Annotated in this window: 22 protein-coding genes and 1 riboswitch; of the genes, 13 read left to right on the top strand and 9 right to left on the bottom strand. The window is 43.2% G+C overall.

Annotated features, from left to right (window positions below):
* Positions 1–65: 65 nt before the first annotated feature.
* Positions 66–1,640 carry a histidine kinase N-terminal 7TM domain-containing diguanylate cyclase gene (locus AC4E8A_RS22975; protein WP_490196138.1) on the top strand — a complete coding sequence of 525 codons (1,575 nt, stop codon included), beginning with the start codon at positions 66–68 and terminating at the stop codon, positions 1,638–1,640.
* 42 nt (positions 1,641–1,682) lie between these two features.
* Here AC4E8A_RS22975 and ahpF read toward each other — a convergent pair whose 3' ends face one another.
* Positions 1,683–3,212, bottom strand: a complete 1,530-nt coding sequence (gene ahpF, locus AC4E8A_RS22970) for an alkyl hydroperoxide reductase subunit F (protein ID WP_490196137.1) — start codon at positions 3,210–3,212, stop codon at positions 1,683–1,685.
* A 13-nt stretch (positions 3,213–3,225) separates the two neighbouring features.
* Positions 3,226–3,789 (bottom strand): alkyl hydroperoxide reductase subunit C, encoded by a 564-nt coding sequence (gene ahpC / locus AC4E8A_RS22965; protein WP_490196136.1) that lies wholly within the window; start codon positions 3,787–3,789, stop codon positions 3,226–3,228.
* A gap of 401 nt (positions 3,790–4,190) precedes the next feature.
* A riboswitch (cobalamin riboswitch) is annotated at positions 4,191–4,379 on the top strand.
* Between the two features lie 146 nt (positions 4,380–4,525).
* Between ahpC and AC4E8A_RS22960 the strand changes: the two genes are divergently transcribed.
* The 5 genes from AC4E8A_RS22960 (at position 4,526) to AC4E8A_RS22940 (ending at position 10,611) form a co-directional block, all read left to right on the top strand.
* Positions 4,526–6,520, top strand: coding sequence for a DUF4430 domain-containing protein (locus AC4E8A_RS22960; RefSeq protein ID WP_490196135.1), 1,995 nt, complete (start codon positions 4,526–4,528; stop codon positions 6,518–6,520).
* A 65-nt stretch (positions 6,521–6,585) separates the two neighbouring features.
* Positions 6,586–7,425: a DUF4430 domain-containing protein gene (locus AC4E8A_RS22955; protein WP_490196134.1), complete on the top strand. Its 840-nt coding sequence runs from the start codon at positions 6,586–6,588 to the stop codon at positions 7,423–7,425.
* An 11-nt stretch (positions 7,426–7,436) separates the two neighbouring features.
* A complete protein-coding gene (locus AC4E8A_RS22950; protein WP_490196133.1) occupies positions 7,437–8,324 on the top strand; it encodes an energy-coupling factor transporter transmembrane component T in 888 nt (295 codons plus the stop codon).
* Positions 8,297–9,946, top strand: a complete 1,650-nt coding sequence (locus AC4E8A_RS22945) for an ABC transporter ATP-binding protein (RefSeq protein ID WP_490196132.1) — start codon at positions 8,297–8,299, stop codon at positions 9,944–9,946. The genes AC4E8A_RS22950 and AC4E8A_RS22945 overlap by 28 nt, the downstream gene beginning before the upstream one ends.
* On the top strand, positions 9,922–10,611 hold the full coding sequence (locus tag AC4E8A_RS22940; protein ID WP_490196131.1) for an ECF transporter S component: 690 nt from the start codon (positions 9,922–9,924) through the stop codon (positions 10,609–10,611). Before AC4E8A_RS22945 ends, AC4E8A_RS22940 begins: the two co-directional genes overlap by 25 nt.
* A gap of 246 nt (positions 10,612–10,857) precedes the next feature.
* Here the strand turns inward: AC4E8A_RS22940 and AC4E8A_RS22935 are convergent, their stop codons facing one another.
* Positions 10,858–10,995 (bottom strand): hypothetical protein, encoded by a 138-nt coding sequence (locus AC4E8A_RS22935; RefSeq protein WP_490196130.1) that lies wholly within the window; start codon positions 10,993–10,995, stop codon positions 10,858–10,860.
* Between the two features lie 185 nt (positions 10,996–11,180).
* Here AC4E8A_RS22935 and AC4E8A_RS22930 point away from each other — a divergent pair, with 185 nt between their 5' ends.
* The 5 genes from AC4E8A_RS22930 (at position 11,181) to AC4E8A_RS22910 (ending at position 16,104) form a co-directional block, all read left to right on the top strand.
* Positions 11,181–11,891, top strand: a complete 711-nt coding sequence (locus AC4E8A_RS22930; RefSeq protein WP_490196129.1) for a DUF421 domain-containing protein — start codon at positions 11,181–11,183, stop codon at positions 11,889–11,891.
* Positions 11,892–12,176: 285 nt separating this feature from the next.
* On the top strand, positions 12,177–12,953 hold the full coding sequence (locus AC4E8A_RS22925) for a TerC family protein (RefSeq protein ID WP_490196128.1): 777 nt from the start codon (positions 12,177–12,179) through the stop codon (positions 12,951–12,953).
* A 179-nt stretch (positions 12,954–13,132) separates the two neighbouring features.
* On the top strand, positions 13,133–13,684 hold the full coding sequence (locus AC4E8A_RS22920) for a site-specific integrase (protein ID WP_490196127.1): 552 nt from the start codon (positions 13,133–13,135) through the stop codon (positions 13,682–13,684).
* A 29-nt stretch (positions 13,685–13,713) separates the two neighbouring features.
* Entirely contained in the window at positions 13,714–15,186 is a 1,473-nt protein-coding gene (locus AC4E8A_RS22915; RefSeq protein WP_490196126.1) for a potassium/proton antiporter, read from the top strand.
* Between the two features lie 18 nt (positions 15,187–15,204).
* Complete coding sequence (locus AC4E8A_RS22910; RefSeq protein WP_490196125.1) at positions 15,205–16,104, top strand: YitT family protein; 900 nt, start codon at positions 15,205–15,207, stop codon at positions 16,102–16,104.
* Positions 16,105–16,156: 52 nt separating this feature from the next.
* Here AC4E8A_RS22910 and AC4E8A_RS22905 read toward each other — a convergent pair whose 3' ends face one another.
* Positions 16,157–17,845 carry a methyl-accepting chemotaxis protein gene (locus AC4E8A_RS22905; protein WP_490196124.1) on the bottom strand — a complete coding sequence of 563 codons (1,689 nt, stop codon included), beginning with the start codon at positions 17,843–17,845 and terminating at the stop codon, positions 16,157–16,159.
* Positions 17,846–18,053: 208 nt separating this feature from the next.
* Between AC4E8A_RS22905 and AC4E8A_RS22900 the strand changes: the two genes are divergently transcribed.
* A complete protein-coding gene (locus AC4E8A_RS22900) occupies positions 18,054–18,452 on the top strand; it encodes a DUF2062 domain-containing protein (protein WP_490196123.1) in 399 nt (132 codons plus the stop codon).
* A gap of 69 nt (positions 18,453–18,521) precedes the next feature.
* Here AC4E8A_RS22900 and AC4E8A_RS22895 read toward each other — a convergent pair whose 3' ends face one another.
* Positions 18,522–19,286 (bottom strand): DUF1836 domain-containing protein, encoded by a 765-nt coding sequence (locus AC4E8A_RS22895; protein ID WP_490196122.1) that lies wholly within the window; start codon positions 19,284–19,286, stop codon positions 18,522–18,524.
* Positions 19,287–19,487: 201 nt separating this feature from the next.
* On the opposite strand from AC4E8A_RS22895, the gene htpX reads away from it, so the two are divergent.
* Complete coding sequence (htpX, locus tag AC4E8A_RS22890; RefSeq protein WP_490196121.1) at positions 19,488–20,369, top strand: protease HtpX; 882 nt, start codon at positions 19,488–19,490, stop codon at positions 20,367–20,369.
* A gap of 154 nt (positions 20,370–20,523) precedes the next feature.
* Here the strand turns inward: htpX and AC4E8A_RS22885 are convergent, their stop codons facing one another.
* The 4 genes from AC4E8A_RS22885 to AC4E8A_RS22870 all read right to left on the bottom strand — a co-directional run bounded on the left by AC4E8A_RS22885 (position 20,524) and on the right by AC4E8A_RS22870 (position 24,341).
* A complete protein-coding gene (locus AC4E8A_RS22885; protein ID WP_490196120.1) occupies positions 20,524–20,901 on the bottom strand; it encodes a VOC family protein in 378 nt (125 codons plus the stop codon).
* Positions 20,902–20,943: 42 nt separating this feature from the next.
* A complete protein-coding gene (locus AC4E8A_RS22880) occupies positions 20,944–21,792 on the bottom strand; it encodes a helix-turn-helix domain-containing protein (protein ID WP_490196119.1) in 849 nt (282 codons plus the stop codon).
* 143 nt (positions 21,793–21,935) lie between these two features.
* Complete coding sequence (locus AC4E8A_RS22875; RefSeq protein WP_490196118.1) at positions 21,936–23,426, bottom strand: glycine betaine uptake BCCT transporter; 1,491 nt, start codon at positions 23,424–23,426, stop codon at positions 21,936–21,938.
* Between the two features lie 132 nt (positions 23,427–23,558).
* Positions 23,559–24,341 (bottom strand): HAD-IIB family hydrolase, encoded by a 783-nt coding sequence (locus AC4E8A_RS22870; RefSeq protein WP_490196117.1) that lies wholly within the window; start codon positions 24,339–24,341, stop codon positions 23,559–23,561.
* Positions 24,342–25,323: the final 982 nt, after the last annotated feature.

Genomic DNA, 25,323 nt, shown 5'->3' with positions numbered 1-25,323 from the left:
ATAAGACAAACTAATTGTAATGTGCTACATTAAAAGAAAAAAGATAGTAAAAGAGGTCTATGATAGTGAATTCAGACTTAACAGCTTATGTCACTCTGATCTGCACTTCCTGTGTGTTCAGTTTGTATCTGTGTATCTATGTTTTTGTGAAGCGCCACCATTATAGGAATATTGCCCCACTGTTTATTCTTCATACTCTTTTCACCTCCATCTATTGTTTTGGCGCAGCCTTTGGGTTGATGTCGACCACCCTTGCAGAGGTTAAATTCTGGACAATCATTCAATATCTAGGGATGCCGTTTTCCGCGACGATGGGCTTGATTTTCATCATGCGGTATTTAGGAATGAATCTGTCACCTAACAAGTTACTGGCCCTGTTGATCATTCCTTTTACCAGCCTGGTTATGGTAGCAACGAATGATTTTCACCATTTTTATTACAGGGCATATGAAGTCCATCCGGAATTGGGGGCTCCTTTTGTATACCAGGAAATCGGCATTTGGTATGTAGTTCAAGGCCTCTATACTTTTACAAGTCTGTTTGTCGCTTTTTTACTCGTGTTCTCCCGCTGGAGGGAAACCGATAAGGATTACCGTCTGCAGCTTCTTTCGCTAATGTGGGGGCAGCTTGTCCCGATGATCACAGCCTTTATTTATTTGCTTGGACTGACGCCTCAAGGGATTGACCCGGTACCAATGATTTTATGGCTCACTTCCCTCTTCTATTTTTGGGCAATTCGTTCTTCACGTATGTTCAGCATTATGCCAATCGCAAAAGATGCCATATTTAACAGCATTAATGATGGAGTTATAGTATTGGATGAATCCTATAGATTGATAGAATTCAACAAGGCAGGCCAGAGGATGTATCCAAGACTATCAAAAAAAATGTTTGGTTGGGAATTTATGAAGGTGTGGGATTCCATCTCAGGTAATGCGTTTCCCTTTCAATTTCAAAATGCTCCATATCATCAGGAATTGCAATCAGGCTCAGGCCGCGATCAAAAGGAGTGCACGTACCAGGTCCGCGTGTCACGCCTGCAGGGAGATCAGAAGCATAATGGCTTCTTAATGATTTTCAATGATGTTACCGAAGTGAAAATGCTGCAAGGGCAATTAGAGAAGCTTGCCTACTATGATGAGCTAACTCAAGTATATAACCGCCGTGCTTTCTTTCAACAAGGCAATCAAGAGCTTGAAGATGCCAAAAGGGAATCGATTCCATATACTGTCATGTTGATGGACATTGATTTTTTTAAACGGGTGAATGACAAATATGGACACTTTGTTGGCGATCAATTATTGGTGCATGTTGTGAAGGCTTGTCAGACTCAATTGCAGAAAGGCGCCATTTTTGCACGTTATGGTGGAGAAGAATTCGTTCTTGCACTGAAGGGATCCTCAGGATCAGAAGGAAAGGCGACGGCAGATAAAATTCGCAGTTATCTTAGCAGGCAACCCTTGATACTGGAAGAGGCAAGTCTTTTGGTGACAGTAAGCTTCGGTGTAGCAGAAACAACCGAAGGAAAAAATGAAACACTGTATGACTTGCTTAACTATGCAGATAAAGCTCTATATTCAGCTAAGAATGAGGGGCGAAACAGGGTTCACCTCTATCGGGAAGAAATGATGTCCGTTTGATAAAAAGAACCGCTCCGGGTATGGAAGCGGTTCTTTTTGATATTAATTACGGATCAGGTAATCAAATGCACCCAAGGCTGCAGTAGCACCCGATCCCATAGAGATGATGATCTGTTTATAAGCACTGTCTGTACAGTCACCTGCAGCAAACACTCCAGGCATGGTTGTAGCACCATGCTTATCAATAACAATCTCACCCATGCGATTGCGGTCCAGGGCATCGCCTAACCAATCTGTGTTTGGCACAAGACCGATTTGGACGAATACACCTTCTAAATTGATATGCTGTTCCGTTTCAGTATCACGCTCTACATATGTGAGGCCATTAACTTTATCAGTACCTGTGATCTCTTTTGTCTGAGCATTTTTGATTACTGTAACATTCGGAAGGCTGTACAGGCGATCCTGCAATACAGCATCCGCTTTAAGATCGGCATTGAATTCAATGACTGTTACGTGCTTAACGATACCCGCAAGGTCAATAGCTGCTTCGATACCTGAGTTTCCTCCGCCGATAACCGCTACATGTTTTCCTGCGAATAAAGGACCGTCACAGTGAGGGCAGTAGGCTACCCCTTTGTTCTTGAATTCCTCTTCACCTGGAACACCGACTTTACGCCAGCGTGCTCCTGTTGATAGGATAAGAGATTTACTCTTTAGAACTGCGCCGTTTTCAAGCTCAAGTTCAATCATATCCTTTTTCTCAAGGCGGCTTGCACGCTGAAGATTCATGACATCGATGCCATAATCTTTCACATGTTCTTCAAGGCTGGCAACAAGTTTAGGACCTTCTGTCTGCTTGACACTGATAAAGTTCTCAATGCCTAACGTGTCCATGACTTGTCCGCCGAATCGCTCAGCAACGATCCCTGTACGGATTCCTTTGCGTGCAGCATAGATAGCAGCACTTGCACCGGCTGGACCACCGCCGACCACAAGGACATCGTAAGGGTCTTTACCGGAAAGCTCCGCAGCATCAGGGCCGCCTCCCAGTTTTCCGAGGATTTCTTCGATTGACATGCGTCCGCTGCCGAATTCTTCCCCATTAAGGAAAACAGTCGGGACCGCCATGATCTCTTTGCTGTCTACTTCCTCTTTGAAAGCAGCTCCATCGATCATGGTATGAGTGACACCTTCATTGAAGATACTCATCAGGTTCAAGGCTTGTACCACATCTGGACAGTTGTGGCAGCTTAAGCTGATGTAAGACTCAAAATGGTATTCACCACTAAGATTCTTCACTTGTTCGAGGACATTTTCATCTACCTTCGGAGCCCTGCCGCTTACTTGGAGAAGGGCAAGGATCAATGAAGTGAATTCATGTCCAAGAGGGATACCGGCGAAGGTAACACCTGTATCTTCGCCGATACGGTTTACACTAAAGCTTGGAGTGCGCTTCAAATCAGCATGCTCGACTTTAATGTGGGAAGACATGGTAGCCAGTTCATCTACTAAAATAAGCATGTCGCGGGAAGTTTCATCTTCACCAGCACTTACTTTAAGCATGATGTCGCCTTCTAATAATTCAAGATATTGGGCTAACTGTGCTTTGATATCTGCATCAAGTAACATTTAATCCAACTCCTTAGATTTTACCTACAAGGTCAAGGCTTGGCTTAAGTGTTTCAGAACCTTCTTGCCATTTAGCCGGGCAAACTTCGCCTGGGTTCTTTCGTACATATTGAGCAGCCTTGATTTTGCTTACTAGAACGTCTGCGTCACGGCCGATTCCGCCAGCATTGATTTCAACTGTTTGGATAACACCATCCGGGTCGATGATGAACGTTCCGCGGTCAGCAAGACCATCTTCTTCGTTTAGTACTTCAAAGTTACGAGTGATTCTTTGAGAAGGATCACCGATCATTGCATATTTAATTTTTCCGATTGTGTCAGAGCTGTCATGCCAGCCTTTATGAGTAAAGTGTGTATCAGTAGAAACAGAATAAACTTCTACACCAAGTGATTTTAGTTCATCATAGTTATTTTGAAGGTCTTCAAGCTCAGTCGGGCAAACGAATGTGAAATCTGCAGGGTAGAAGCAGAATACACTCCATTGACCTTTTAGGCTTTCTTCTGTTACCTCGATGAATTCTCCATCTTTATACGCTTGTGCTTTGAATGGTTTTACTTCAGTTCCGATTAATGACATATTGAATGGCCTCCTAATGTTTTTTTATCCCTTATAGAGATTAGAATAATTCTAATTCGATATTCATTATCATATTATCTGGGAAACTTGTCAAAGGGAAAGCATTGAATTTTATAAAAAACTTCCCTTTGCGTCTTGATTTAAAAGGAAATTCTTTTTATGAAAAATTTTTTAGATCAAAAACAATCCTCTCTATTGTTAACAATATTGGAGAATCTATTCATTCAGGAACCTAATTATTTTTACAGCTGTTTTATCAATAGAGAAATAGAATTGAGAAGGTTTTAGATGAAACATCCAAGTTACGCAAATTTTCAGACTTATACTTGCTGCTGCTCGAGGATAAGAGTTGTATCTGGAATCATTGACAGATTCTGCATGTTTGACTATTCTATAAATAACTGAATACGGAAAGAACAGGTTGATTTGCCTAAATGGTAAATCATTAAAAGGGAAGACCGGTGAAATGCCGGCGCGGTCCCGCCACTGTAAATGGGAGTTTTCTATTGGAATGCCACTGTCAAATGATGGGAAGGTGATAGAAGATGTTGATCATGAGCCAGGAGACCTGCCTGTTTTTGACGCCATTCGACCTACGCGGATAGGGAGGTGTACAAAGGATTCTGGCCATAATGTATTTATACATAACGGAACGGAACCATATGGACGTACACATCTCTTGAAATAGGGGTGTATTTTTTTTGAGCAAATTTACTAAACAGGGGGAGAGTTTACGATGAACAAAGCACTTGCACAGCGTCTCACCGCTTTATTTGCCATCATTCTACTTGTAGTCGGCAACCTTTCATTTGTTCAGCCGGTCATCCATGCGGCTGCACTTGATAATGCGGTGACAGTCAAGGCCATTGATGAGGATGGTGAAGTCATATTGCCTTTGACAGCCATAGAGGTGGAAGAAGGTGATAATGCCTATGAGGTATTATTGGAGGCAGGGGAAAAGAATAATAAGAAAATTGATGCTTCATTTGGAGAATATGGTGCATTTATTAACGGTATAGGGGGGGTGACTCCAAGTGGAGATGCCTATTGGTCCTTTAATGTAAATGGAGTATCTTCTTCAGTAGGAGCATCCACGCATTTAGTAAGGAATGGGGAGCATCTTCTGTTTGCCATCACTGAATGGCCAACCCCTGCGGTAAGCACAAAAGTATCTGCTGTAGGGAAAGATGGAACTGAAATCATTCCTGAAACAGAAGTGACGTTAATGAAAGGTGCCAGCGCATATGGTGCTTTAATCCAGGCAGCTGCCAAACATGGGGTTGATGTCGATGCTTCTGTCGATGGTTCATGGTTTACTTCCATTGATAATATTGGGAAGACCGTGTTGGAAGAAGGAGATTACTGGAGTTTTGGGATTAATGGAACCGCTTCAGAAGTTGGGGTTGTTTCTTATACAGTACAGCCAAATGATCATATTCAATTAACAATCGATCATTACCTCCCGCCTGCTGACCCAGAACCAGAGGAGCCGGAGGAACCAAGTGAACCTGTAGATCCTCAGCCAGAGCCGGAGGTGCCTGTTGAAGAGGCAGAGCCGCTCACAGACGAAATGATCACTAATAGCATGGACAAAATTTTGTCATACATGAATGCCAACAAGGTCTCCCTTACATATGGAAATGAATGGTGGGTTTGGGGAGCTGCCAATACAACTGGAGAGATCCCTCCTTCATACGTCCAGAGTGTGAAAGAGAGAGTCAAATCGGTAGAAGGAAGTTTCCGAAACGTGTTTGACTTGGAAAAAGTAATAATTGGATTATCGGCAGCAGATGCGAATGCTGCATCTATTGAAGGATATAATTTAATAGATTCATTGGTCAGTCATAGAAGTCTGGAAAATCCATCTATTAATATGAATATCTATGCTTTATTGGCAGTGGACAGTGGACGGTATGAAACGCCAGAGGGCTTTAGAGATCAGATGATAAAAGCTATCCTGGATTTGGAGCTGGAAGACGGCGGCTGGAGCTTCTTTGGAACAAATCCAAGTCCGGATATTACTGGAATGGCATTATCAGCCTTAGCCCCATACAGGGATCAGGATGATGTCCAAGCAGCCATTGACCGAGCTGTTTCTTATCTCTCAAAGACACAAGATGAGACAGGCGGATTTGATATTGAGTTTAATGGCGGGGATTCCAGTGAATCTGTATCCCAGGCAATTATCGGACTTGCTTCTGTTGGAGTCGATCCAACAGGGGAAAAGCTTACAAAGTCCGGAGGTAATCTTGTCCAGCATTTAATGAAGTTCCAACAAGCAGATGGCGGATTCAGTCATTTGCTCGATGATGTGGAATCAAGCTCCATGGGGACACAGCAAGCATTATTAGCACTGAAAGCCTATCAGAATTTCGTGACTGGAAGCGGACTTGTTTACCAGTTTAAGCAGGATGCCGATGAGGAAACTCCAGAACAGCCGGAACAGCCGGGGGAACCGGGAGACACAGAACAGCCGGAGCAGCCGGAAACAGAGCAGCCCGAAAAATCAGGTGATTCCGGACAAACAGAAGATCCTGGGCAAGCCCAGGGGCAACAGCCTGAGAAGGCCGCTGATGCTAAAAATACAAATAAAAAAACAAAAGACCAGAAAAATCAAGGGAAGAAGTTACCTGAAACGGGAACCAATACGATGGCTATTATGTTAGCGGGATTGGGCTTGCTGGTTGCCGGTTTCATTCTTTTCTGCATTAATCGAAAAAGAACAGCCTAAGAACATTCCGGGTAATCCAGTTATGCTGGATTACCCTCATTCATTGTAAGGAAGGGGGAAGTTGGATGAGACGTTGGTTGATGGCAGCTATGATACTGATTTTCATCCTATTAGGCGGCTGTGCCAAAGACACTGCCGGATTGCCTGAGACGGGGGGAGATTCTCCTGAACAGGCGAGTGGGATGTCAGAATCCGGGTTAACTTCAGGAGAAAAAAAAGTAGAAGCTGATGAACAGGAATCAGTGGCAGGATCTTCTGATAGGGAAGGCAGCGGTTCGGAAACTGCCGAAGAAAACGGAGACAATACAGAAACCGCCGCACAAACCACTGATGGAAGTAATAAGCTTGATGACGATCCCCAAAGTAAGGAAGAAAATAAACCGAAAAGTAATCAAGATGAGGGTACGTCTCAAGGTGAAGCAGCCAAACCTGCACCAAAGGATACGAATAAAACAAAAAAGCCTGCTGAAGAAAAACAGCATACAGCTAAGGAGACCCCAAAGCAGCCTGCTGAAAAAGAGACGAAGGAAACCCCGCCGCCAAAGCAGGAAACGCCAAAGGAACCTGCTAAACCAAAACAAACAGTCAACATTACCATTGCAGCCCCTGATGTAAAGGGAACTATATTGTCTGTCACGGCTGTAGAATGGAAAGCTGGTGACACGGTCCTTGATATTACGCAAAAGATTGTGAAAGCACGGGGAATCCAAATAAGTGTCCGTGGATCTGGAGCAACTGCATATGTCGAAGGGATCAGTAACTTATATGAATTTGATGAAGGTCCAATGAGCGGGTGGGAAGCATTTGTAGACGGTACACCGCTGGATAGAAGTGCAGGGGTATACGGTGTCAATCCGGGAGAAACGATTAAGTGGCGGTACACGAAGAATTATTTAGAGGATTGAGTTGAAGCAAAATGATACGGGGATTTCGTTCGTTTCATCCTATTATTCTATTAATATATTACATCTTTGCTATAGCAGGGCTAATGCTGTATCAGCATCCGGTGTTTTTGGCAGCCGCTGCATTGATCATATTCCTCATCAATCGTTTGCTGGATGGAGGAAAAGAACTGAAAAAATGGAAAATGATGATTGTAGTTATGGGTGTCCTGATCTTTCTCTTGACACCCTTTTTTAATCGAAGGGGCAATCATATTTTATTTTATTTGTTTGATAATCAAGTGGTGCTGGAAGCTGTATGGCAAGGGGTGATGATTGCTCTGACCCTTGCTGCCATTCTGGCCCTGTTCATCACGTTTAATATGGTCATTACACCGGATAAATTTGTTTTTTTGTTTTCTAAATTCTTTCCGCAGTGGGCGCTGCTGATTATGCTCTCGATGAGATTTGTCCCTCTGTTGAGAAGGAGGCTGCTTGAAATCGGTGATGTTCAGGGTGTTAAGGGATTATCGGTAACAAGCGGGCCGATCAAAAGCCGTGCCCGCTCGGGAATGTTTCTACTGCAGATCCTCCTGACATGGTCGCTGGAGGAATCGATACAAACGGCAGATTCAATGACAGCAAGAGGATATGGATTAGGAAATAGGAGTAAGTACCAGCCCTTTTATATGAAACGAAGAGACTGGATTGCTTTAACGTATCTTCTGTCATGCGGCTCACTGGTGTTGTTTGGCTGGTGGCTCGAAGATGGCATCCTGACGCTTATGCCAGTGCTGGAACCCGTCTGGCTATATGGCAGGGAATGGTTCTATTTAGTTGTATGGTTTGTCTTCATCGGGTTTCCGGTTTGGATGGAAGGAAGGGAGTTGATCAAGTGGAAATATTATCGGCGCGTGGGTTAAGTTTCACCTATCCGGATGCAGAAACAGCCGCATTAACAGATATTAATATAAAGGTCGAACAGGGGGAATTTGTTGTTCTTTGCGGTCCCTCGGGAAGCGGGAAATCAACACTGCTCCGCCTGTTCAAACCGGAAATCGCCCCACACGGGAAGGCAGAAGGGTCTCTTTCTTTTCGAGGGAAACGGCTCGATGAATTGGATCTGATGGTAAAAGCCAAAGAACTTGGAATGGTGTTTCAGGATCCCGAAAACCAAATTGCGATGGACAACGTAATGGAAGAGCTCATTTTTGGAATGGAGAATCTGGGTTTCTCCACAGAACAAATGCGCAAAAAAGCAGCTGAAATGGTGAATTTCTTTGGATTGAATCATTTGCTGGAAAAAAAGACAGACGAGCTGTCCGGCGGGCAGAAACAATTAATCAACCTGGCTTCTGTTCTATTGCTGGAGCCGTCTGTTTTGCTTCTGGATGAACCGACAGCCCAGCTGGATCCGATTGCAGCAAAGGAATTCATTCACATGCTGCAGCGGTTAAATGATGAATTTGGCATTACCGTTGTCATTGTAGAACATCGTTTGGAGGAGCTTTTTACAATTGCCAACAGGGTAATCATGCTCGAAAATGGAGAAGTGCTGCATGATACATTGCCAAGAAAATTTATCCAGGAACTTGCAGACCATAAAACAATGAGGAGCTTTTTGCCGAGCTCTGCATTATTGTATTTGGCCTTTCAACAAGGTCTGAACCCGCAGTCTATTCCTTTGAATGTAAAGGAAGCGAGGCAATGGCTGAACAGCCAGGATTTTGAATGGATTGGGCCTCCCCAGATGAAGGAACGATCTAAACAGCCAATCCTTGAGTTAAAAGAAGTGGATTTTCAATATGATCGAAATTCACCGCCTGTACTTCATAACCTTGACCTTACGATTTATGAGGGAGATTGGCTTGCAGTAGTGGGAGCGAATGGGACAGGCAAATCGACACTTTTGAAAGTCCTGGGGGGCATTATAAAGGCGCAGCATGGGAGCATGAGATTCAGGGGAAAGAAAGTAAGGAAGTGGGAGCTTCAAAAGGTAAGCTATCTTCCTCAAAACCCAAAACTTTTCTTCATTCAGGACACAATTAAACAAGAATATGAATACCTCGCAGAGCAATTTAGTTTAAAGAATGCGGATGGGAGAATACAGGAGCTATTAAAGAAATTCAATATGAGCCACCTTCAAGACCGCCACCCTTATGATTTAAGCGGCGGAGAGGTTCAGAAGGCAGCATTGATCGGCGCCTTGCTGGCAGAACCAGAGATTCTGCTGATTGATGAACCAACGAAAGGCCTTGACCCTCAATCCAAAAAAGCGTTCGGTGATCTGCTATCTCCTTTAGTAAAGGAGGGTCTGACGGTGGTGATGGTAACTCATGATATTGAATTCGCCGCCAGCTATGCCACAAGGTGCAGCATGCTGTTCCAAGGGGAAATCACTGTTACGGAAAAAACGAAGAACTTCTTTCATGAAAATACTTACTACACGACAGTCTTAAATCGTGTAACACGTAACAGCAATGTCCATCCTGTAGTCACATTAGAGGAGGCGAAGAATACATGGCTCGTCAAAAGCCGATACTGATCGGGACAGCGATACTGATCTTTGTCTTTTTGGTTGGCTTTCCATTATTTAATACCCGTCATTACCTTGCGTTGAGCCTTCTCATTATGTCGGCTTCCTTTTTCCCGCTTATGATCACTTTTTCCAAGAAACAAGCCATGAGCAGGGAGCTTGTCGTAATTGCCATCTTGGCTGCTATAGCAGCTGTGAGCAGGGTGCCGTTTGCCTCGATACCAAGTGTGCAGCCAACAACCTTTGTGATTATCATGTCGGCTATCGCTTTAGGACCTCAAAGCGGATTTGTCGTCGGTACATTAGCTGCTATCGTGTCGAACCTGTTCTTGGGACAGGGTCCATGGACTCCTTGGCAAATGTATGCTTGGGGAATGATTGGTTTGACAGCAGGGATGCTGGGCAAGACATGGTTAATGAGAACCAAGGCCGGCCGTTGCCTCTACGGTTTTGCTGTCGGTATACTCTTTGGCTGGATCATGAATTTGTGGGTCATTATCGGGCTTATTCAAGAGTTGGATTGGAAGGCCATTTTAGTATTTTATAGCAGCAGTTTTTACTTTGACCTTGCTCATGCAGTCTGCAATGTATTTTTCCTCTGGGTATTCGGAGCCAGCTGGCTTAAAATCATTCAAAGGTTTAAGTTAAAGTATGGTTTATTTGAAAGCACATAGATAAACGAAGGCTGTTTTCGCATATATTGTCGCTTCCGGAAAAATACCAAAAGCCGGTTTTATCCCCTGTATACTACGTTTTTCGCTCTGAACGCAGAGAGAAGCTCTCTTCTCTCTTGATAAACAGGTTTTTTTTCCGGTTCATTACTCCACTATCTTTCAGAATTATTGACAACTAGCAACAAAGGTTAGAAAAGAGCCTAAACGAAAGAAGAAGGAGTCGTTTCAGATTCCTTCTTTTTTCGTTTATTGAAGTTCTGGATTCTTCAACTCTTCTTCCATCTGCTCCCCCTGGTCCTCCACAGTGATCCTGTTGATTTGTTCAATCAGGAAGTGATGTAAGTAATCCATTTCATCGCAGCGGGGTTCCTTGTCTTTTTTCATCTCTAAGCTCCTTTTGGTGGAACACCTTAAAGTAATACTACTTTTTCCCGATATTTCGTTGAGTATTCAACTACTGTCTTTTGAAAGCGCTTGGATGAATAAGCATTCTTTTCACCACTTCATTTAGAGGGGGTGTTTTTTTATGGAAACGGAAATCCTAATAAAAATGAAAAGGAGTTGTGATCATGCCTGATCATTATGAGGTTATTATAAGGTCTGTAGCCGCTTTGGGGCTCTTGCTTACAGGTGCTAGAATAGTCGGCAAGCAGACGATTTCCCAAATGACGGTATTTGATTTTACAGCTGCCATCACACTGGGTGCCATTGCAGCCAATTTATCCTTTAACACGTCTATTAAAGCCCAGAACTTTATCATTGCCCTTATCATCTTTGTCCTTATTTTCTTCATTATTGAATGGATATCGTTAAAAAGCCGCAAAGCGAGAAAAATACTTGCTGGTGATCCCACGGTCGTGATTCAGGATGGTGAAATCCTTGAACATAATATGAGGAAGATGCGTTACGCACTGGACTACTTGAACCAGCAGCTAAGGGAAAAGGATGTATTTGACATTCAGGAGGTCTTATTTGCTGTTGTGGAAACAAATGGAACACTAACCGTATTAAAAAAGCCTCAATTCAGAAGTGTCACAAAACAGGATATCGGGGTATCTGCTCAGGAGGCGCCCAGGCTGCCAATCGAGTTGATCATGGATGGGGAAGTCATCGGAAAGAATCTGAATGAAAATAATGGAGCCGCCAGCTTGCTTAGAAAAGAATTGGACAAGCGCCAGCTGAAAGAAAAGGATGTTATGTACGCAGTTCTGTCTGCCAACGGTAATATCTATATAGACCTATATAAGGATCATGTCCAGAATCCGGTTGATATGGAATAGGCGCTTTCCGGCAATTCAAGCATAGTTTAACAACCAGACTGAAAAGGAATAGATACTATAGCTGAAGGATAAAATAGGCGAAGCGAAATATACCTTTTCAGTTTTTCCATAAAAAATGCTCTTTTTTGACAATTTCAAGATTTGTCTGCATTATATAAAGGTAAAGGGGAGTAGCTGTACAATAAAAGTCGTCATCACGAGGGTTCCCTCCGGCTTTATTGGCAATGCAAATTGTTAGCCAGACCTTTACTGCAAATACTTTACGTTTTAGGAAGGAGAGGTATTTTGGAGTCGATCTGGCTGGAATATGCATGGGCATTATTAATCTTGATTGGTCTTGAAGGTTTGCTTTCTGCAGACAACGCACTAGTGCTTGCTGTAATCGCAAAACATTTACCGGATGATCAAAAGAAGAAAGCTATCAGCTATGGAATCATCATGGCATTCTTCTTCAGATTCGGAGCACTTTTCGCTATTTCATTTATTGCTAACGTATGGCAGGTGCAGGCAATTGGTGCTGCCTACCTAATTTATTTAGGAGGCAAACATCTGATCACCGCCAAGTTTGGTAAAGAAAATGAAAATATTGAAGAGGAAATTGAAGCAGAATCAAAAGGAAAAGGGTTCTGGCCGACAGTAGGAAAGATTGGGTTGGCAGACCTTGCTTTTGCCATTGATTCCATTCTTGCAGCAGTAGCTTTGGCACTTGGTCTTCCTGCTTCGGGTCTAGGTGACTTTGGCGGCATGGATGCCGGTAAGTTCATCGTGGTTGTTCTGGGAGGTATTGCCGGACTGATTTTGATCAAGTATGCAGCCACATGGTTTGTACAGCTGCTCGCGAAACGACCGGCTTTGGAGACAACAGCTTATGCAATTGTGGCCTGGGTGGGTGTGAAGCTTGCTGTCATCACCCTTGCCCATGAGGATATTGGTGTGCTGGATCATCACTTCCCTCATAGCGCAGGCTGGACCATCACTTTCTATGGTGTCTTGGTCGCCATTGCGCTGTTTGGATGGTTTGCACCAGGAAAGAACTCTTCCGCTCAGGAAGGTAATGAATAAAAGCTATAAGAAAACGGGCTCTCTGTTATGAGTCCGTTTTTTGTTTCACGTGAAACATCAATTTTAAAAAGTTCCTTGAAAAGGAATACAGTTCTATAAAAATATAACAAAACATAAGATTTGTTAATGTAACTAAACACACGTATAATGATTATTAAGTAACATGACGGAGGAACATTATGGAGTTTGTTGAGCCAATTAAAAATATTCAAGATATTCACGATATAAAAAAGTTGTTATATCAACAGTCGAAAAGAGATTACCTGTTCTTTGTCCTGGGTATTAACACAGGACTGCGTATCAGTGACCTCCTCCAGGTTAAAGTGGGTGATATCCGGGAAGACGATGCCATTAAAGAGTTCTACAGCCCACCTGATACGGATAACCAATTCTTTTTAAATAAGATGGTGAGGCATGCTCTGATCGATTATCTGGATCACTGTACACTGCTCGAAAGTGACTATTTATTCAAGTCTAAGAAAAATAATAGGCCGATCACACGGCAGCAAGCCTACCGTATCATCAACAAAGCAGCGCAGGAAGCAGGCGTCCAAGGAAACATTGGAACCCATACCCTCAGGAAAACGTTTGGATACCACGCATATCGAAAAGGCATAGCCTTATCGATCCTCCAAAAAATCTTCAATCATTCCACACCATCAGAAACGCTGCATTACATTGGAATAGACAAACATTCTGAAAGGCCGATAAAGGTAGATGTGAATTTGTAATCCACAAGCAGAGGTGAGAGTTGGAAAGGATGGACAATTTATTGATAAGTTCTGATTATTTCATATTACTTGCAGCGTTACTGCTTATTATTGGAGTCATTACAACGAAGTTTTCGACTCGGCTTGGCGTACCCGCACTTGTCCTGTTCATCTTGGTCGGTATGATAACCGGGAGTGATGGATTGGGATTCATTTACTTTGACAATGCCAAAGTGACGCAGCTTATCGGTGTCTTGGCATTAGTGGTCATACTCTTTGAAGGGGGATTGCAAACCAAGATCACCACCGTCAAATCTGTTGCCAAGCCGGCATTATCGCTGGCTACAGCAGGTGTTTTGATCACTACTGCGGTTGTAGCTGCGGCAGCCAAACTGATATTGGACGTCTCTTGGCTGGAAGCTTTCCTCTTTGGATCGATTGTAGGGTCCACAGATGCAGCTGCTGTATTTGCAGTATTAAAGGGACAAAATGTAAAAGGGAAGTTAGGATCTGTTCTTGAAGTAGAGTCAGGCACAAATGATCCAATGGCTGTGTTCCTGACCATTTCTTTCATTGAGCTATTGACTGCGGAAGACCCGGTATATTTTCTATTAATCGGCTCCTTCTTTTGGCAAATGGGAATAGGGCTTTTGCTCGGTATAGCCTTCGGTAAGCTTGGGTCTCTATGCATTAATAAGATCAACCTGGATTCCAGCGGTCTTTATCCGGTGTTTACAATGGCGTTTGCCCTATTGGCGTACAGCATAACGGACCTGATCAATGCAAGTGGACTTCTGGCGGTTTATGTAGCTGCGATGTTAATAGGAAACAGTGAATTGACTTACAGGCATTCTATTTTCAGGTTCAATGAAGGGTTTGCCTGGATGATGCAGATCCTTATGTTTGTCATCCTCGGATTATTAGTTTTCCCAACCCAGCTCTTCACTTTTGAGGTTGTCTGGAAAGGTTTATTGCTTTCAGCCATCCTTATAGTGGCAGCAAGGCCGATTGCTGTTTTCCTCTCCTTGTTAAAAATGGACTATCAGCTGAACGAAAAGATATTCCTTTCCTGGGCCGGATTAAGGGGTGCTGTCCCGATTGTTCTTGCAACTTTCCCATTAATTGCAGGACTGGAGAACTCACCTATGATCTTTAATGTCGTATTTTTCGTCGTATTGACTTCTGCCTTGATTCAAGGATCTACCATATCCAAATTTGCGGAGAAACTTGGTTTAACAGGGCCAACAAAAGCGGAACCAGTGCATACGCTGGAACTGGTTTCGATAGGAAAAGCAAATGCTGAGATCATTGAAGTGGAAGCCAATAAAGAAACTTCACTAGTAGGAAAAAGTCTTGCAGAAATAGAGTTTCCAAAGGATGTGCTGATCAATGCAATTATCCGCGGCACCCAATTGATCACTCCTTATGGTGAAACCGTCATTGAAAAAGGGGATATTCTCTATATACTTGTATCCAGACAAAGCAAGAAGCCGCTAAAAGAAATGTTAAATATAAAAGAATGACACTGGGGGGAGTAGAAGGTGAATGATGAAAATATTAAGCAGCAGATCCAAAGGGAATTGCAGCATCAGAAGCTGAGCCCTAAAAAAGTCATTAAACGAAGCTTCTTTATTCTGTTAGGTGCCATCCTGATGGCGTTGGGCATTGAAGTGTTCCTGGTCCCGAATCTGATTATGGACGGCGGGATTGTCGGAATTTCCATTATTTTATATAATCTCACCGGCATAAAAATCGGTGTTTTCATATTCTTATTGAATATTCCATTTTTCTTTCTGGGGTATAAACAAATAGGAAAGACATTTGCACTGTCGACTGTTTGTGGAATTGCGATATTATCTGTCGCCACTTATTACCTTCATACAGTTGCCGCCTTCACTCAAGATGTGCTGCTGGCCACTGTGTTTGGCGGAATTGTTCTTGGTGCTGGCGTAGGTCTGGTCATCCGTTATGGGGGAGCTTTGGACGGAAGTGAAATTCTGGCAATCCTGTTAAATAAGAGATTTCCTTTTTCCGTTGGCGAATTTATTATGCTATTCAATGTTTTTATATTTACTTGGGGTGGGTTTGTCCTTGGCTGGGATCGGGCAATGTATTCGGTTCTTGCCTATGTGATCGCCTTTAAAACGATTGATATTGTGATTGATGGGTTCGATGAATCGAAATCAGCCTGGATCATCAGTGATAAAGACCAGGAAATCGGTGATGCGATCCTTGCCCGATTAGGACGTGGAGTGACGTACTTAAAAGGTGAGGGAGGTTATTCAGGTGACGATAAAAAGGTCATCTTTTGTATCGTTACGAGATTGGAAGAGGCTAAATTAAAATCGATCGTCGAAGATCTGGATCCATCGGCTTTCCTGGCAGTAGCTGATATCAATGAGGTTCGTGGCGGAAGGTTTAAAAAACGGGACATTCATTAAAATTCAAGAGAGAGGCTGGGTAGTGTCCCGCCTCTCTCTTGTTGTTCCAACGTTATAATGTGAATTTACTTACCAACGTTTTCAGTTCTTCTGCCATATCGGCAAGTGCTTTGGATGAGGAACTGATTTCTTCCATGGAAGCAAGCTGCTCTTCAGTGGAGGCAGCAGCTTCTTCAGAGCTTGCCGCATTCAATTGAGCAAGACCCGATAGCTCTATTGCTGAATTTGTAACTTCATCAATGCTCGCTGAGATTTGCTGCACTGTTGCGGTCACCTGCTCGATTTGAGGTGTCATATCTTTAGCGCTGCTCAAAATAAGGGCGAATTTCTCAGAAGTCTGTTCAGATACTTTTACCCCATTCTCCGCATTTACTACCACTTCACTCATAGTTTTGACTGTATCTTTTGTATCCTCTTGAATCAGAGTAATCAGTTCTGAAATGTTCTGGGTGGATGCTTGGGATTGTTCGGCAAGCTTTCGCACTTCTTCCGCTACAACAGCAAATCCTTTCCCATGATCGCCTGCCCTGGCAGCCTCAATAGCAGCGTTCAGCGCCAGGAGATTGGTTTGTTCAGCGATCCCATTGATGACATCAAGAATTCCGCCGATTTGCTGAGAACGTTCTGAGAGTGAAGAGACTAATTTGTTTGACCGGCTTACTGACTCTTGAATGAATTTCATTTGAGATAAGTTATTGTGGACATGCTTACCGCCTTCTTCAGCCTCCAGGGTCGTATTTCTTGATAACTCCGATACCTTGGCCGAACTCTCCGATATGTGGAGGACGCCTTGGAGTACCTCCTGTAAGGCTTGGGAGTTATTCTCTAATTTCATTGTGGTTGTTTCGGCACCACCTGCTATTTCTTGTATAGCTGAAGAGACCGTCTCACTTGCTGTTCTGGATTGCTCGGCGCTTGCATTAAGTTGTTCTGCCGATGCTGCCACCTGATCAGAATTCGTTGCGATGGAGCTTATCATCGTACGAAGATTCTCTGTCATCTTTTCAAAAGATTGATTCAGTGAATAGATTTCGTCCTTGCCTTTCAATTTTAACTTTTCAACATTGAGATTCCCAGCTGCTACCTGCTTGGCTGCTTGCCCCAATTTATTGAGGGGACGTGTAAGGAACAATGATATGACAATGCCGCTGGCAATGGCTATCAAAGTTGCAGCAATGCTTATAATAAGAATAGCTGTTTTTGCCTGATTTGATTGAGCTAACGTTTCTTGATACTTCGATTGCTGGATATCTTCAAGCCAATCCTGCATGGAATTGCTTTCTTTCGTTAATTCATTTGCGATGGGGGCAATAGTACGCAAGCCATCTGATAAGGCATTGTCTTTATCGCTTGCACTATTTGCGACTATCTCATTGGCTGACTCAAGGAACTGATCATTAAGTTCCTGCATGGAGGTCAGCCGATCAACCGTTTCTTGTATCGTGGACAGGGCTTTACCTTTCGCAATTGATTCATTTATCCTGTTATTCGCTTCATTCATTAACGTAACATAAGAATTATCGTTATATAACATAAAAGCTCGATAATATCCTGCTTGTAGTGCATGGTCTGTTTCTATTGACTGGATGATGGACCTTACTTCATCGACTCTCTCTATCACATACTCATAAGATTCGTTGGAACTTTTGATACTCTTGTAAGAGTAAACAGAGGAAGCTCCGAAAATCAATGAAACAATGATAAAACTTCCGATAAGCTTTTGTTTGATGGATAATTTCATGATGTTGTCTCCTTTTAGATTTAATTCACACCTCCTATGTATCGGAGTTTTTCTATGAGTCTTAAATCTTTTTTTATTAAACAAGGAGAAGCATAATGAAAATATTGCAGGCAAGTCCGTGAGTGTGACAGAGTAGATGGATGTTGGAATTAATTTTGCAACAAAGTAGATTGATATAATAAATGAAGTAGTAAAGGAGGTTAAAGCGATGAAATTAAAAAGAATCAGCAAATACTATCTGCTGCGCTTTTCTCGTATAAAAGCAAGTCCACAACAAGTGGCGTATGGAATAACCCTTGGATTTATCCCTTGCTGGTTCCCGACTTTTGGCTTAGGGCTGATCATATCTGCCGGCCTGGCGAGAATGTTCAAGGCTAATATTCTGGCAGCCTTTGCAGGAGGCTTGTTAGGCACACCTCTCTGGCCTGCATTATTCTTTCTAAACTATAAAACAGGAAGTCTCTTCTTTCCAAAACACAGCCAGGTCGATGAAATATCTGAAGTTGAATATGTGGTGGCTGCTAACCATACAATAGAGAACATGAAGTCGTGTAAATATGATCATTTCTTCCGTTATCCTGTTTATAGTCATATTTATGATTTATAAAAAATATCATTAAAAAAAAATCGCTCCCGCTGATTCATTGAGTGAAACAGTGAAGGGAACGATCTTTTTTTACAGGTCTTTCAAAAACAATGCGGCTCCTGCGTATCTCCTGGCAACAGACTGATAGTAAACGGATTGTACAGTAAGTGCCGAGGCGATCAGAATATTAAGGACAATTTCTTGATTTTCCTTTGCCAAGCCATCAAAGGTGGCCATCATTCTCCTGCATTCCTCTTTAATGATCTTATCAGACTGAGCATTTACTGATGAGTCCGCTGCCGGGTCATTCAAGTTTGGCCATTTATGATGGTGCAGCTTGTCAAACACGGAGGCATAAGCGGAATATAAATCCACTGGATTGATCATGTCATCTGTGCGGTCTTCCGGGTTATTAAAAACCAAAGTCAGTACTTTTCGAATGGATTCAAAGTCCAAAGCAGTCTTCAAATCCTCAACAATAAACAGGATGGCGGCCTGGTCAACTGTATATTTCCTGCCTATTTGCGGTGTGCCGATCAGCTCTTTAATATCCCGCTTCACCCAATTTTGGACCGCACTTGGGGAGAGATTTGTAAATTCAATTTGATTTCCCAATGAGACGATTTCATTGATGGAAAACCCAATTTCCCCACAGCTTGTTTGAAAAAACTTTCTGAAAATGGAAGGAACCTCTGTAGCAATAAATGCTTTAACGGTTTTTCCATTTTTCATGTCGTCTTCATGGACAGCTGTCCAGGCATCCTGAAGCACCTTCAAAGGTGTAGTTTCTGCTGCCGCGTTAAAAGAAGATAACAAATCGGCCATATTTTTTCTGGAAAGTTTGAAGGTCTCCACTTTCTTCACCCCTGCCCCTTACAAATTGTCTCCAATATTCTTTTATCCTACTGGTTCCTTCTATACCCGTCAATCTTTCATAAATTTTAACAGCTAAAATATTTTCGATATAACTACTAAAGGATTGAAATTTCAGTGGAAAAATCATATAATAAGTTCATTCACAAGTTCATATGAACTTGAAAAGGTGAGGGAGATTGAATGGGAAAACGTATTCTGTACTTTCTTTTGACAAATATTCTTGTATTATTAACGATTAGTATTATCTTCTCCGTAACAGGGGCAGGGAATTATATTAATGCCCAAGGCGGCATCAACTTTGGTGCCTTGCTGATATTCAGTGCCATCATCGGTTTCTCCGGTTCATTTATATCGCTTGCTATGTCCCGCTGGATTGCCAAGAAAATGATGAATGTGCGAGTGCTGGATCCGGCCAAGCCTATGTCTGCTATGGAACAAGAAGTAGTCGAAAAAGTCCACCGCTTATCAAAAGCAGCTGGATTAATGCATATGCCTGAGGTCGGCATCTATGATTCACCGGAAGTCAACGCTTTTGCAACCGGTCCTTCCAAGAAGCGCTCCCTCGTTGCCGTTTCAACCGGATTACTCCGAGAAATGGATGACGATGCAGTAGAAGGAGTCATTGCCCACGAGATAGCTCACATTGCTAACGGTGATATGGTCACCATGACGCTGCTGCAGGGGGTCGTCAACACGTTTGTCGTGTTCCTTGCGAGGATTGCGGCCTGGATTGCTTCCCGTTTCGTCAAAGAGGATATTGCGCCAATCGTCCATTTCATTGCTGTGTTTGTATTCCAGATTGTCTTCTCGATACTTGGCAGCTTGGTTGTCTTCGCCTTCTCCCGTTACAGGGAATTCCATGCTGACAGAGGCGGTGCAGATCTTGCCGGCAAAGACAAGATGGTGCATGCCCTTCGTATGCTTAAAGCCTACTCAAACCGTGTTGTAGAAGAAAGGGATACAGCTGTGGCGACATTGAAGATCAACGGAAAAAGAAAGTCTGCCCTCTTCTCCACACACCCTGATCTAGATGACCGTATCAACAGGCTTGAAGGCAGGTAACAGTAGATAAAGACCAAACAAGGCCGCACCTGCTCATACCAGGTGCGGCTTCTTTTTTTTCTGCATACTGCCATGGTCATAAGTGCATGGATTTAGAGAGTGAAGCGGAAATAAAAATCAATGCCAGGTCTTATGCCAGATTCCGGCGTTGATTTTAGGCGAAGACCTCACTCATTAAGGCGTGGGTATTGCCTTCTGTGTCTTTAAAGAAGGTCATCCACGTTTCGGTCTGTCCCATCTTGGCGACCACATGTGGTTCATCCAGGAAGGTCACTTCATTTTCTTTGAGTTTCTCATAGGAGTCGGTAATGCTTTTGACATCAAAATAAATGACAGAACCGGCCTGTGCAAATTCCTCCTTTTCAGGAAGTGTCAGCATCAGCCGAAGCCCGTTGCAATCAAAAAAGGCCATATGATCTGTATTGAACAGCAAGGTTAGTCCCAATTTTTCTTTGTAGAATTCTACAGCACGCCCGATATCCTGTACCGGTACTCCGATTTGTCCGATTTTTTGAATCGCATCTTTGTTCATAGTTGAATCCCCCTTCTGTTTCTTCTCCCTCATCCTACCTTTTTACGTTTGCTTATTCTTATCCATTCTCACTTTTTTCCGATAGTGCAGGGGAGAGAACCCTGTCTGCTGTTTGAATAACTTACTGAAAGACACCGGGTTTTGAAGCCCGATTCGGAAGGTAATGTCTGTCATATTGAGTTCACTCCCGGCGAGCAGTCTTTTTGCCTCCATTACTCTGAAGGCTGTGAGATGCTGATGCGGGGTTTTTCCATAAATTTGAGAATAGTTCCTAAGAAGGTGGTTTGGTGAAAGGCAAGCTGTTTTGGATATGTCACTTAACGTAATCTGTTCATGAAAACACGCCCTGATATAATCATGGGCAATACTGATCCTCTTGTAGAGTTCCTCACGTGTAGATGTGCGGATAGAAGCAAGGGTATGAGCAGCTGATAATTGCTGAATATGTCCGTGCAGCAATTCCTGCATAAGAAAATGATAGTCTTCTTCCTCTGCTGCCCGATCATTTTGAAGTCTCTTGAATATAGACGATAGCCTGGCTGTTGTTTGATGGGTTTTTTCGAAGAAATCGACGCTTTTATTTTGTTTAAAGGGGTCAGATAAAAGGCTGCCAGCAGAATCACGAAATGTTCTGAGAACCTCTCCAGCCAAACCATTATCAAAGAACACGCAGAATGACTCGACCTCCGTTTCTTCGTCTATCATGATGGTGTAGGGGCCTTCATTCAGAATCAGATGCCGATGTTCACCAACTGCAAAGAAGCCATCGGGAGTCTTATAGTAAGCCTTGCCGTTGGCGAAGGTCTTAATGGAGAGCTGACCGTCCCCTTCCCAATAGAACTGCTTGCTTCTGGCACGCAGAATATAATTTTCACTCTTATTATTTGCCAAGATAATCAGTCCCAAATACTCATTTTTACTATTCTGATAATTTCATTATACACTAGATTCCCATTTAAATAGAAAAGCACTGTCCCATTTTTGGAACAGTGCTTTCGATTGGATACTCTATGGATTAATTCAATTCTCTTAATTTATTTCCGTTGGGAACGGGCTTCTTTTTGGATGTCTTTGAAGAAAGAAAAGCCCATTAAAATCATCACAATGGCAAATGGAAGGGCGGCGATGATCAGCATATTCTGCAAGCCCTGGGTACCGCCAAAATAGACAACGACAGCAGCAATCGCCGATTGGATCAAGCCCCATCCGATTTTAACAGAGTTACCAGGGTTCAACTGACCGTTCGTACTCAACATCCCCAGCACAAATGTGGCGGAGTCGGCAGAGGTGATGAAGAAAATGGCAATCACTAAAATGGTCAGTATCGACATGAAGAAGCCAAGCGGATACTCTGCAAGTACTCCGAAAGTGGATGTTTCCAGGGACAGTTCAGAAATCGCTGCAGTTCCGAGCTGCTCCAGATTCAAGGCTGAAACGCCGAATACAGCGAAGAAAATGAAACACACCACGGAAGGGAGGAGCAATACACCAAATAAGAACTCTCTCACTGTCCGTCCTTTTGAAATACGGGCAATGAAGATGCCGACAAATGGCGCCCAGGAAATCCACCATGCCCAGTAGAAGATTGTCCAGCCGTTGATCCAGCTGCGATTTTCCTCATTTAAGGGAGCAAGTCTGAAACTCATATCAAAGAAATCAGAAATATATCTTCCCAGGGTATCTGTAAACATATTGAGGATGTACATTGTGGGCCCGACAATAAATAGAAGGACCAGTAGAAGGATGGCTAAGCCCATATTGATGTTGCTTAAGTATTTAATTCCTTTTCCGATCCCAGACCAGGCAGACCAGATGAACAGCACTGTGGCGATGGCCAATACCAGAATCTGAATAGTAAACGTATTTGGAGTGTCAAATAAGTAGGCAAGGCCGCCTGTGATTTGGGCCGACCCGAATCCAAGTGTCGCCGCGACACCGATGACAGTTGCAAATACTGCGAGCACATCGACAATTTTACCGAGCGGCCCCCGCATCATCGCTTCTCCGAACAAGGGGGTGAGTGTCGCACTGATCAGACCAGGCGCTCCCTTATTAAACTTAAAGTACGCTAAGATAAGACCGACAATGGCATAAACGGCCCAGGCATGGATGCCCCAATGGAAGAAGGAATATTTCAAGGCTTCCTTAATTGCTTGATTAGATCCTTCCTCGCTCATAGGGCTGCTGATAAATGCGTGCGATATAGGTTCCGCGGTTGTCCAGAAGACAAGGCCTATTCCCATACCGGCACTGAAGAGCATGGCAAACCAAGAAGATCTGCTGAACTCGGGCTCGTCATCCTTCTTTCCCAGTTTTAACTTACCGAATTTAGAAAACATGAGGAAAACACAGAAAAGAAGAATGGCGATAACAATCAACAAGTAGAACCAGCCAAAATCACTTAAGATCCTGCCAGTCAATTTAGAAGAAAACGTGTTTAGATTTTCCGGGGCAACAGCTCCCCAAATTACGACTATCAATGAAATAGCTAATGCATACCAAAATACTTGTGTAGCTTTTTTCATACTTCACCTCTCAAAAAATGATCAATTTGAGAGTATCCAACTTTATAAGTATAACATGATTTTGGAAATGGTGCTTTCGGAAGCAGACAGCAAAGCGGTTATCTGCTTAGAAGAGGCAGATAACCGCCTTTTTTAGAGCATATCTTTGATTATTTCTTCTGTTCCCTCCGCATAGTTGCCCTTAGAAGCTTCGACAGTTATATTCTCATCTTCCGTTTCAGGAGCGTCTCCCTCTCCCACCCAGAAGAATGTAACCTCTTTGGCACCTGATTGGCGGGCCGTTTCAGCCATGATGAAATCTCCCTGGCTGTCGCCAAAAACAAACACAGGTTCTGCATTTAGGGAAGTTTGCTTAAATACCCATTGCGCTCCCACTTTCTTGGACAGGTCAGGCGGAACAACATCCACACCATAAGTGGAGACCACCACTTTTTTGTTGTGCTTGTCCGCGATTTCTTTTGCTTCTTCTGAATAAGCTTTTAGTGCCTTTCTTGTTTTCTCAAGATGTTCCTCATCTCCTGGATCACCATGGACAGCTTCAACTGTTCCCATCGATTCTTTCGTATCATCCCATTCGATCAGTCCGTCATAGTCAGGTTTTTTACTGATTTTTTTCAGCGGCTCATTTACTTTCTCAGGGATGATAAAATCTTGGTCAAGATCCCATGAGTCAATATCGGGGCCTTTTCCTTTGATTGCCCCATGTTCAGCCACGCAGTATAATCCGGACCAATCCTGGTCTTTATTTAGGGAAGAAAAAATGTTTTCCTTCAGCCACTTCCTTGAGCGGCCGGTGATGAAGGCCAGTTGTTCGTCCTGTTGGTGAAGCTTCTCGATCATACTTAAAACATCCTTGCTGGGACGTGCATGCTCATCAGTCAGTACGCCATCTACGTCGAATATATAGAATGCCATAGTAACCTCCTTCTTCTAGTAGTAATATATACCCTTATTCCATAAAAAATAGAGTGGATTTGGTGAAAAGGTGACTGATTTTTGGTGGACGGGCATGGATTTGCCGGATTTGAGTGAGCATGCATAAAAATTGAAAAACATAAAAGTTCTATAAGGCGGTCGATTCAGAGGAAAAGCCAAATCGATGTAGTCATAGGGGGTCAATGAGGTGGTCGATTCAGAGAAAAGCCAAATCGATGTGGTCATAGGGGCTCAATGAGGTGGTCGATTCAGAGGAAAACCAAATCGATGTGGTCATAGAGGAGCTATGAGGTGGTCGATTCAACAAAACCTCAAATCGATGTGGTCATAGGGGCTCAATGAGGTGGTCGATTCAGAGGAAAAACCAAATCGATGTGGTCATAGGGGCTCAATGAGGTGGTCGATTCAGAGGAAAAACCAAATCGATGTGGTCATAGGAGCTCAATGAGGTGGTCGATTCAGAGAAAAACCAAATCGATGTAGTCATAGGGGGTCGATGAGGCGGTCGATTCAGAGAAAAACCAAATCGATGTGGTCATAGAGGAGCTATGAGGCGGTCGATTCAGAGGAAAAGCCAAATCGATGTAGTCATAGAGGAGCTATGAGGTGGTCGATTCAAAAAAACCTCAAATCGATGTGGTCATAGGGGCTCAATGAGGTGGTCGATTCAGAGAAAAACCAAATCGATGTGGTCATAGAGGAGCTATGAGGCGGTCGATTCAAAGAAAAACCAAATCGATGTGGTCATAGAGGAGCTATGAGGTGGTCGATTCAGAGAAAAGCCAAAACGATGTGGTCATAGGGGGTCAATGAGGCGGTCGATTCAGAGAAAAACCAAATCGATGTGGTCATAGGGGCTCAATGAGGTGGTCGATTCAGAGAAAAACCAAATCGATGTGGTCATAGAGGAGCTATGAGGCGGTCGATTCAAAGAAAAACCAAATCGATGTGGTCATAGAGG

It is taken from the genome of Bacillus sp. SRL337, assembly GCF_984799155.1.
This window is presented reverse-complemented; position numbering and strand designations above follow the sequence as displayed.

What these genes read in the sequence shown, in the direction of transcription:
- AC4E8A_RS22905 (WP_490196124.1), bottom strand. Translation starts at nt 17,845, where the DNA reads ATGAAATTATCCATCAAACAAAAGCTTATCGGAAGTTTTATCATTGTT.
- AC4E8A_RS22885 (WP_490196120.1), bottom strand. Translation starts at nt 20,901, where the DNA reads ATGAACAAAGATGCGATTCAAAAAATCGGACAAATCGGAGTACCGGTA.
- AC4E8A_RS22920 (WP_490196127.1), top strand. Translation starts at nt 13,133, where the DNA reads ATGGAGTTTGTTGAGCCAATTAAAAATATTCAAGATATTCACGATATA.
- AC4E8A_RS22960 (WP_490196135.1), top strand. Translation starts at nt 4,526, where the DNA reads ATGAACAAAGCACTTGCACAGCGTCTCACCGCTTTATTTGCCATCATT.
- AC4E8A_RS22940 (WP_490196131.1), top strand. Translation starts at nt 9,922, where the DNA reads ATGGCTCGTCAAAAGCCGATACTGATCGGGACAGCGATACTGATCTTT.
- AC4E8A_RS22950 (WP_490196133.1), top strand. Translation starts at nt 7,437, where the DNA reads ATGATACGGGGATTTCGTTCGTTTCATCCTATTATTCTATTAATATAT.
- AC4E8A_RS22955 (WP_490196134.1), top strand. Translation starts at nt 6,586, where the DNA reads ATGAGACGTTGGTTGATGGCAGCTATGATACTGATTTTCATCCTATTA.
- AC4E8A_RS22935 (WP_490196130.1), bottom strand. Translation starts at nt 10,995, where the DNA reads ATGAAAAAAGACAAGGAACCCCGCTGCGATGAAATGGATTACTTACAT.
- AC4E8A_RS22915 (WP_490196126.1), top strand. Translation starts at nt 13,714, where the DNA reads ATGGACAATTTATTGATAAGTTCTGATTATTTCATATTACTTGCAGCG.
- ahpF (WP_490196137.1), bottom strand. Translation starts at nt 3,212, where the DNA reads ATGTTACTTGATGCAGATATCAAAGCACAGTTAGCCCAATATCTTGAA.
- AC4E8A_RS22875 (WP_490196118.1), bottom strand. Translation starts at nt 23,426, where the DNA reads ATGAAAAAAGCTACACAAGTATTTTGGTATGCATTAGCTATTTCATTG.
- htpX (WP_490196121.1), top strand. Translation starts at nt 19,488, where the DNA reads ATGGGAAAACGTATTCTGTACTTTCTTTTGACAAATATTCTTGTATTA.
- AC4E8A_RS22930 (WP_490196129.1), top strand. Translation starts at nt 11,181, where the DNA reads ATGCCTGATCATTATGAGGTTATTATAAGGTCTGTAGCCGCTTTGGGG.
- ahpC (WP_490196136.1), bottom strand. Translation starts at nt 3,789, where the DNA reads ATGTCATTAATCGGAACTGAAGTAAAACCATTCAAAGCACAAGCGTAT.
- AC4E8A_RS22900 (WP_490196123.1), top strand. Translation starts at nt 18,054, where the DNA reads ATGAAATTAAAAAGAATCAGCAAATACTATCTGCTGCGCTTTTCTCGT.
- AC4E8A_RS22870 (WP_490196117.1), bottom strand. Translation starts at nt 24,341, where the DNA reads ATGGCATTCTATATATTCGACGTAGATGGCGTACTGACTGATGAGCAT.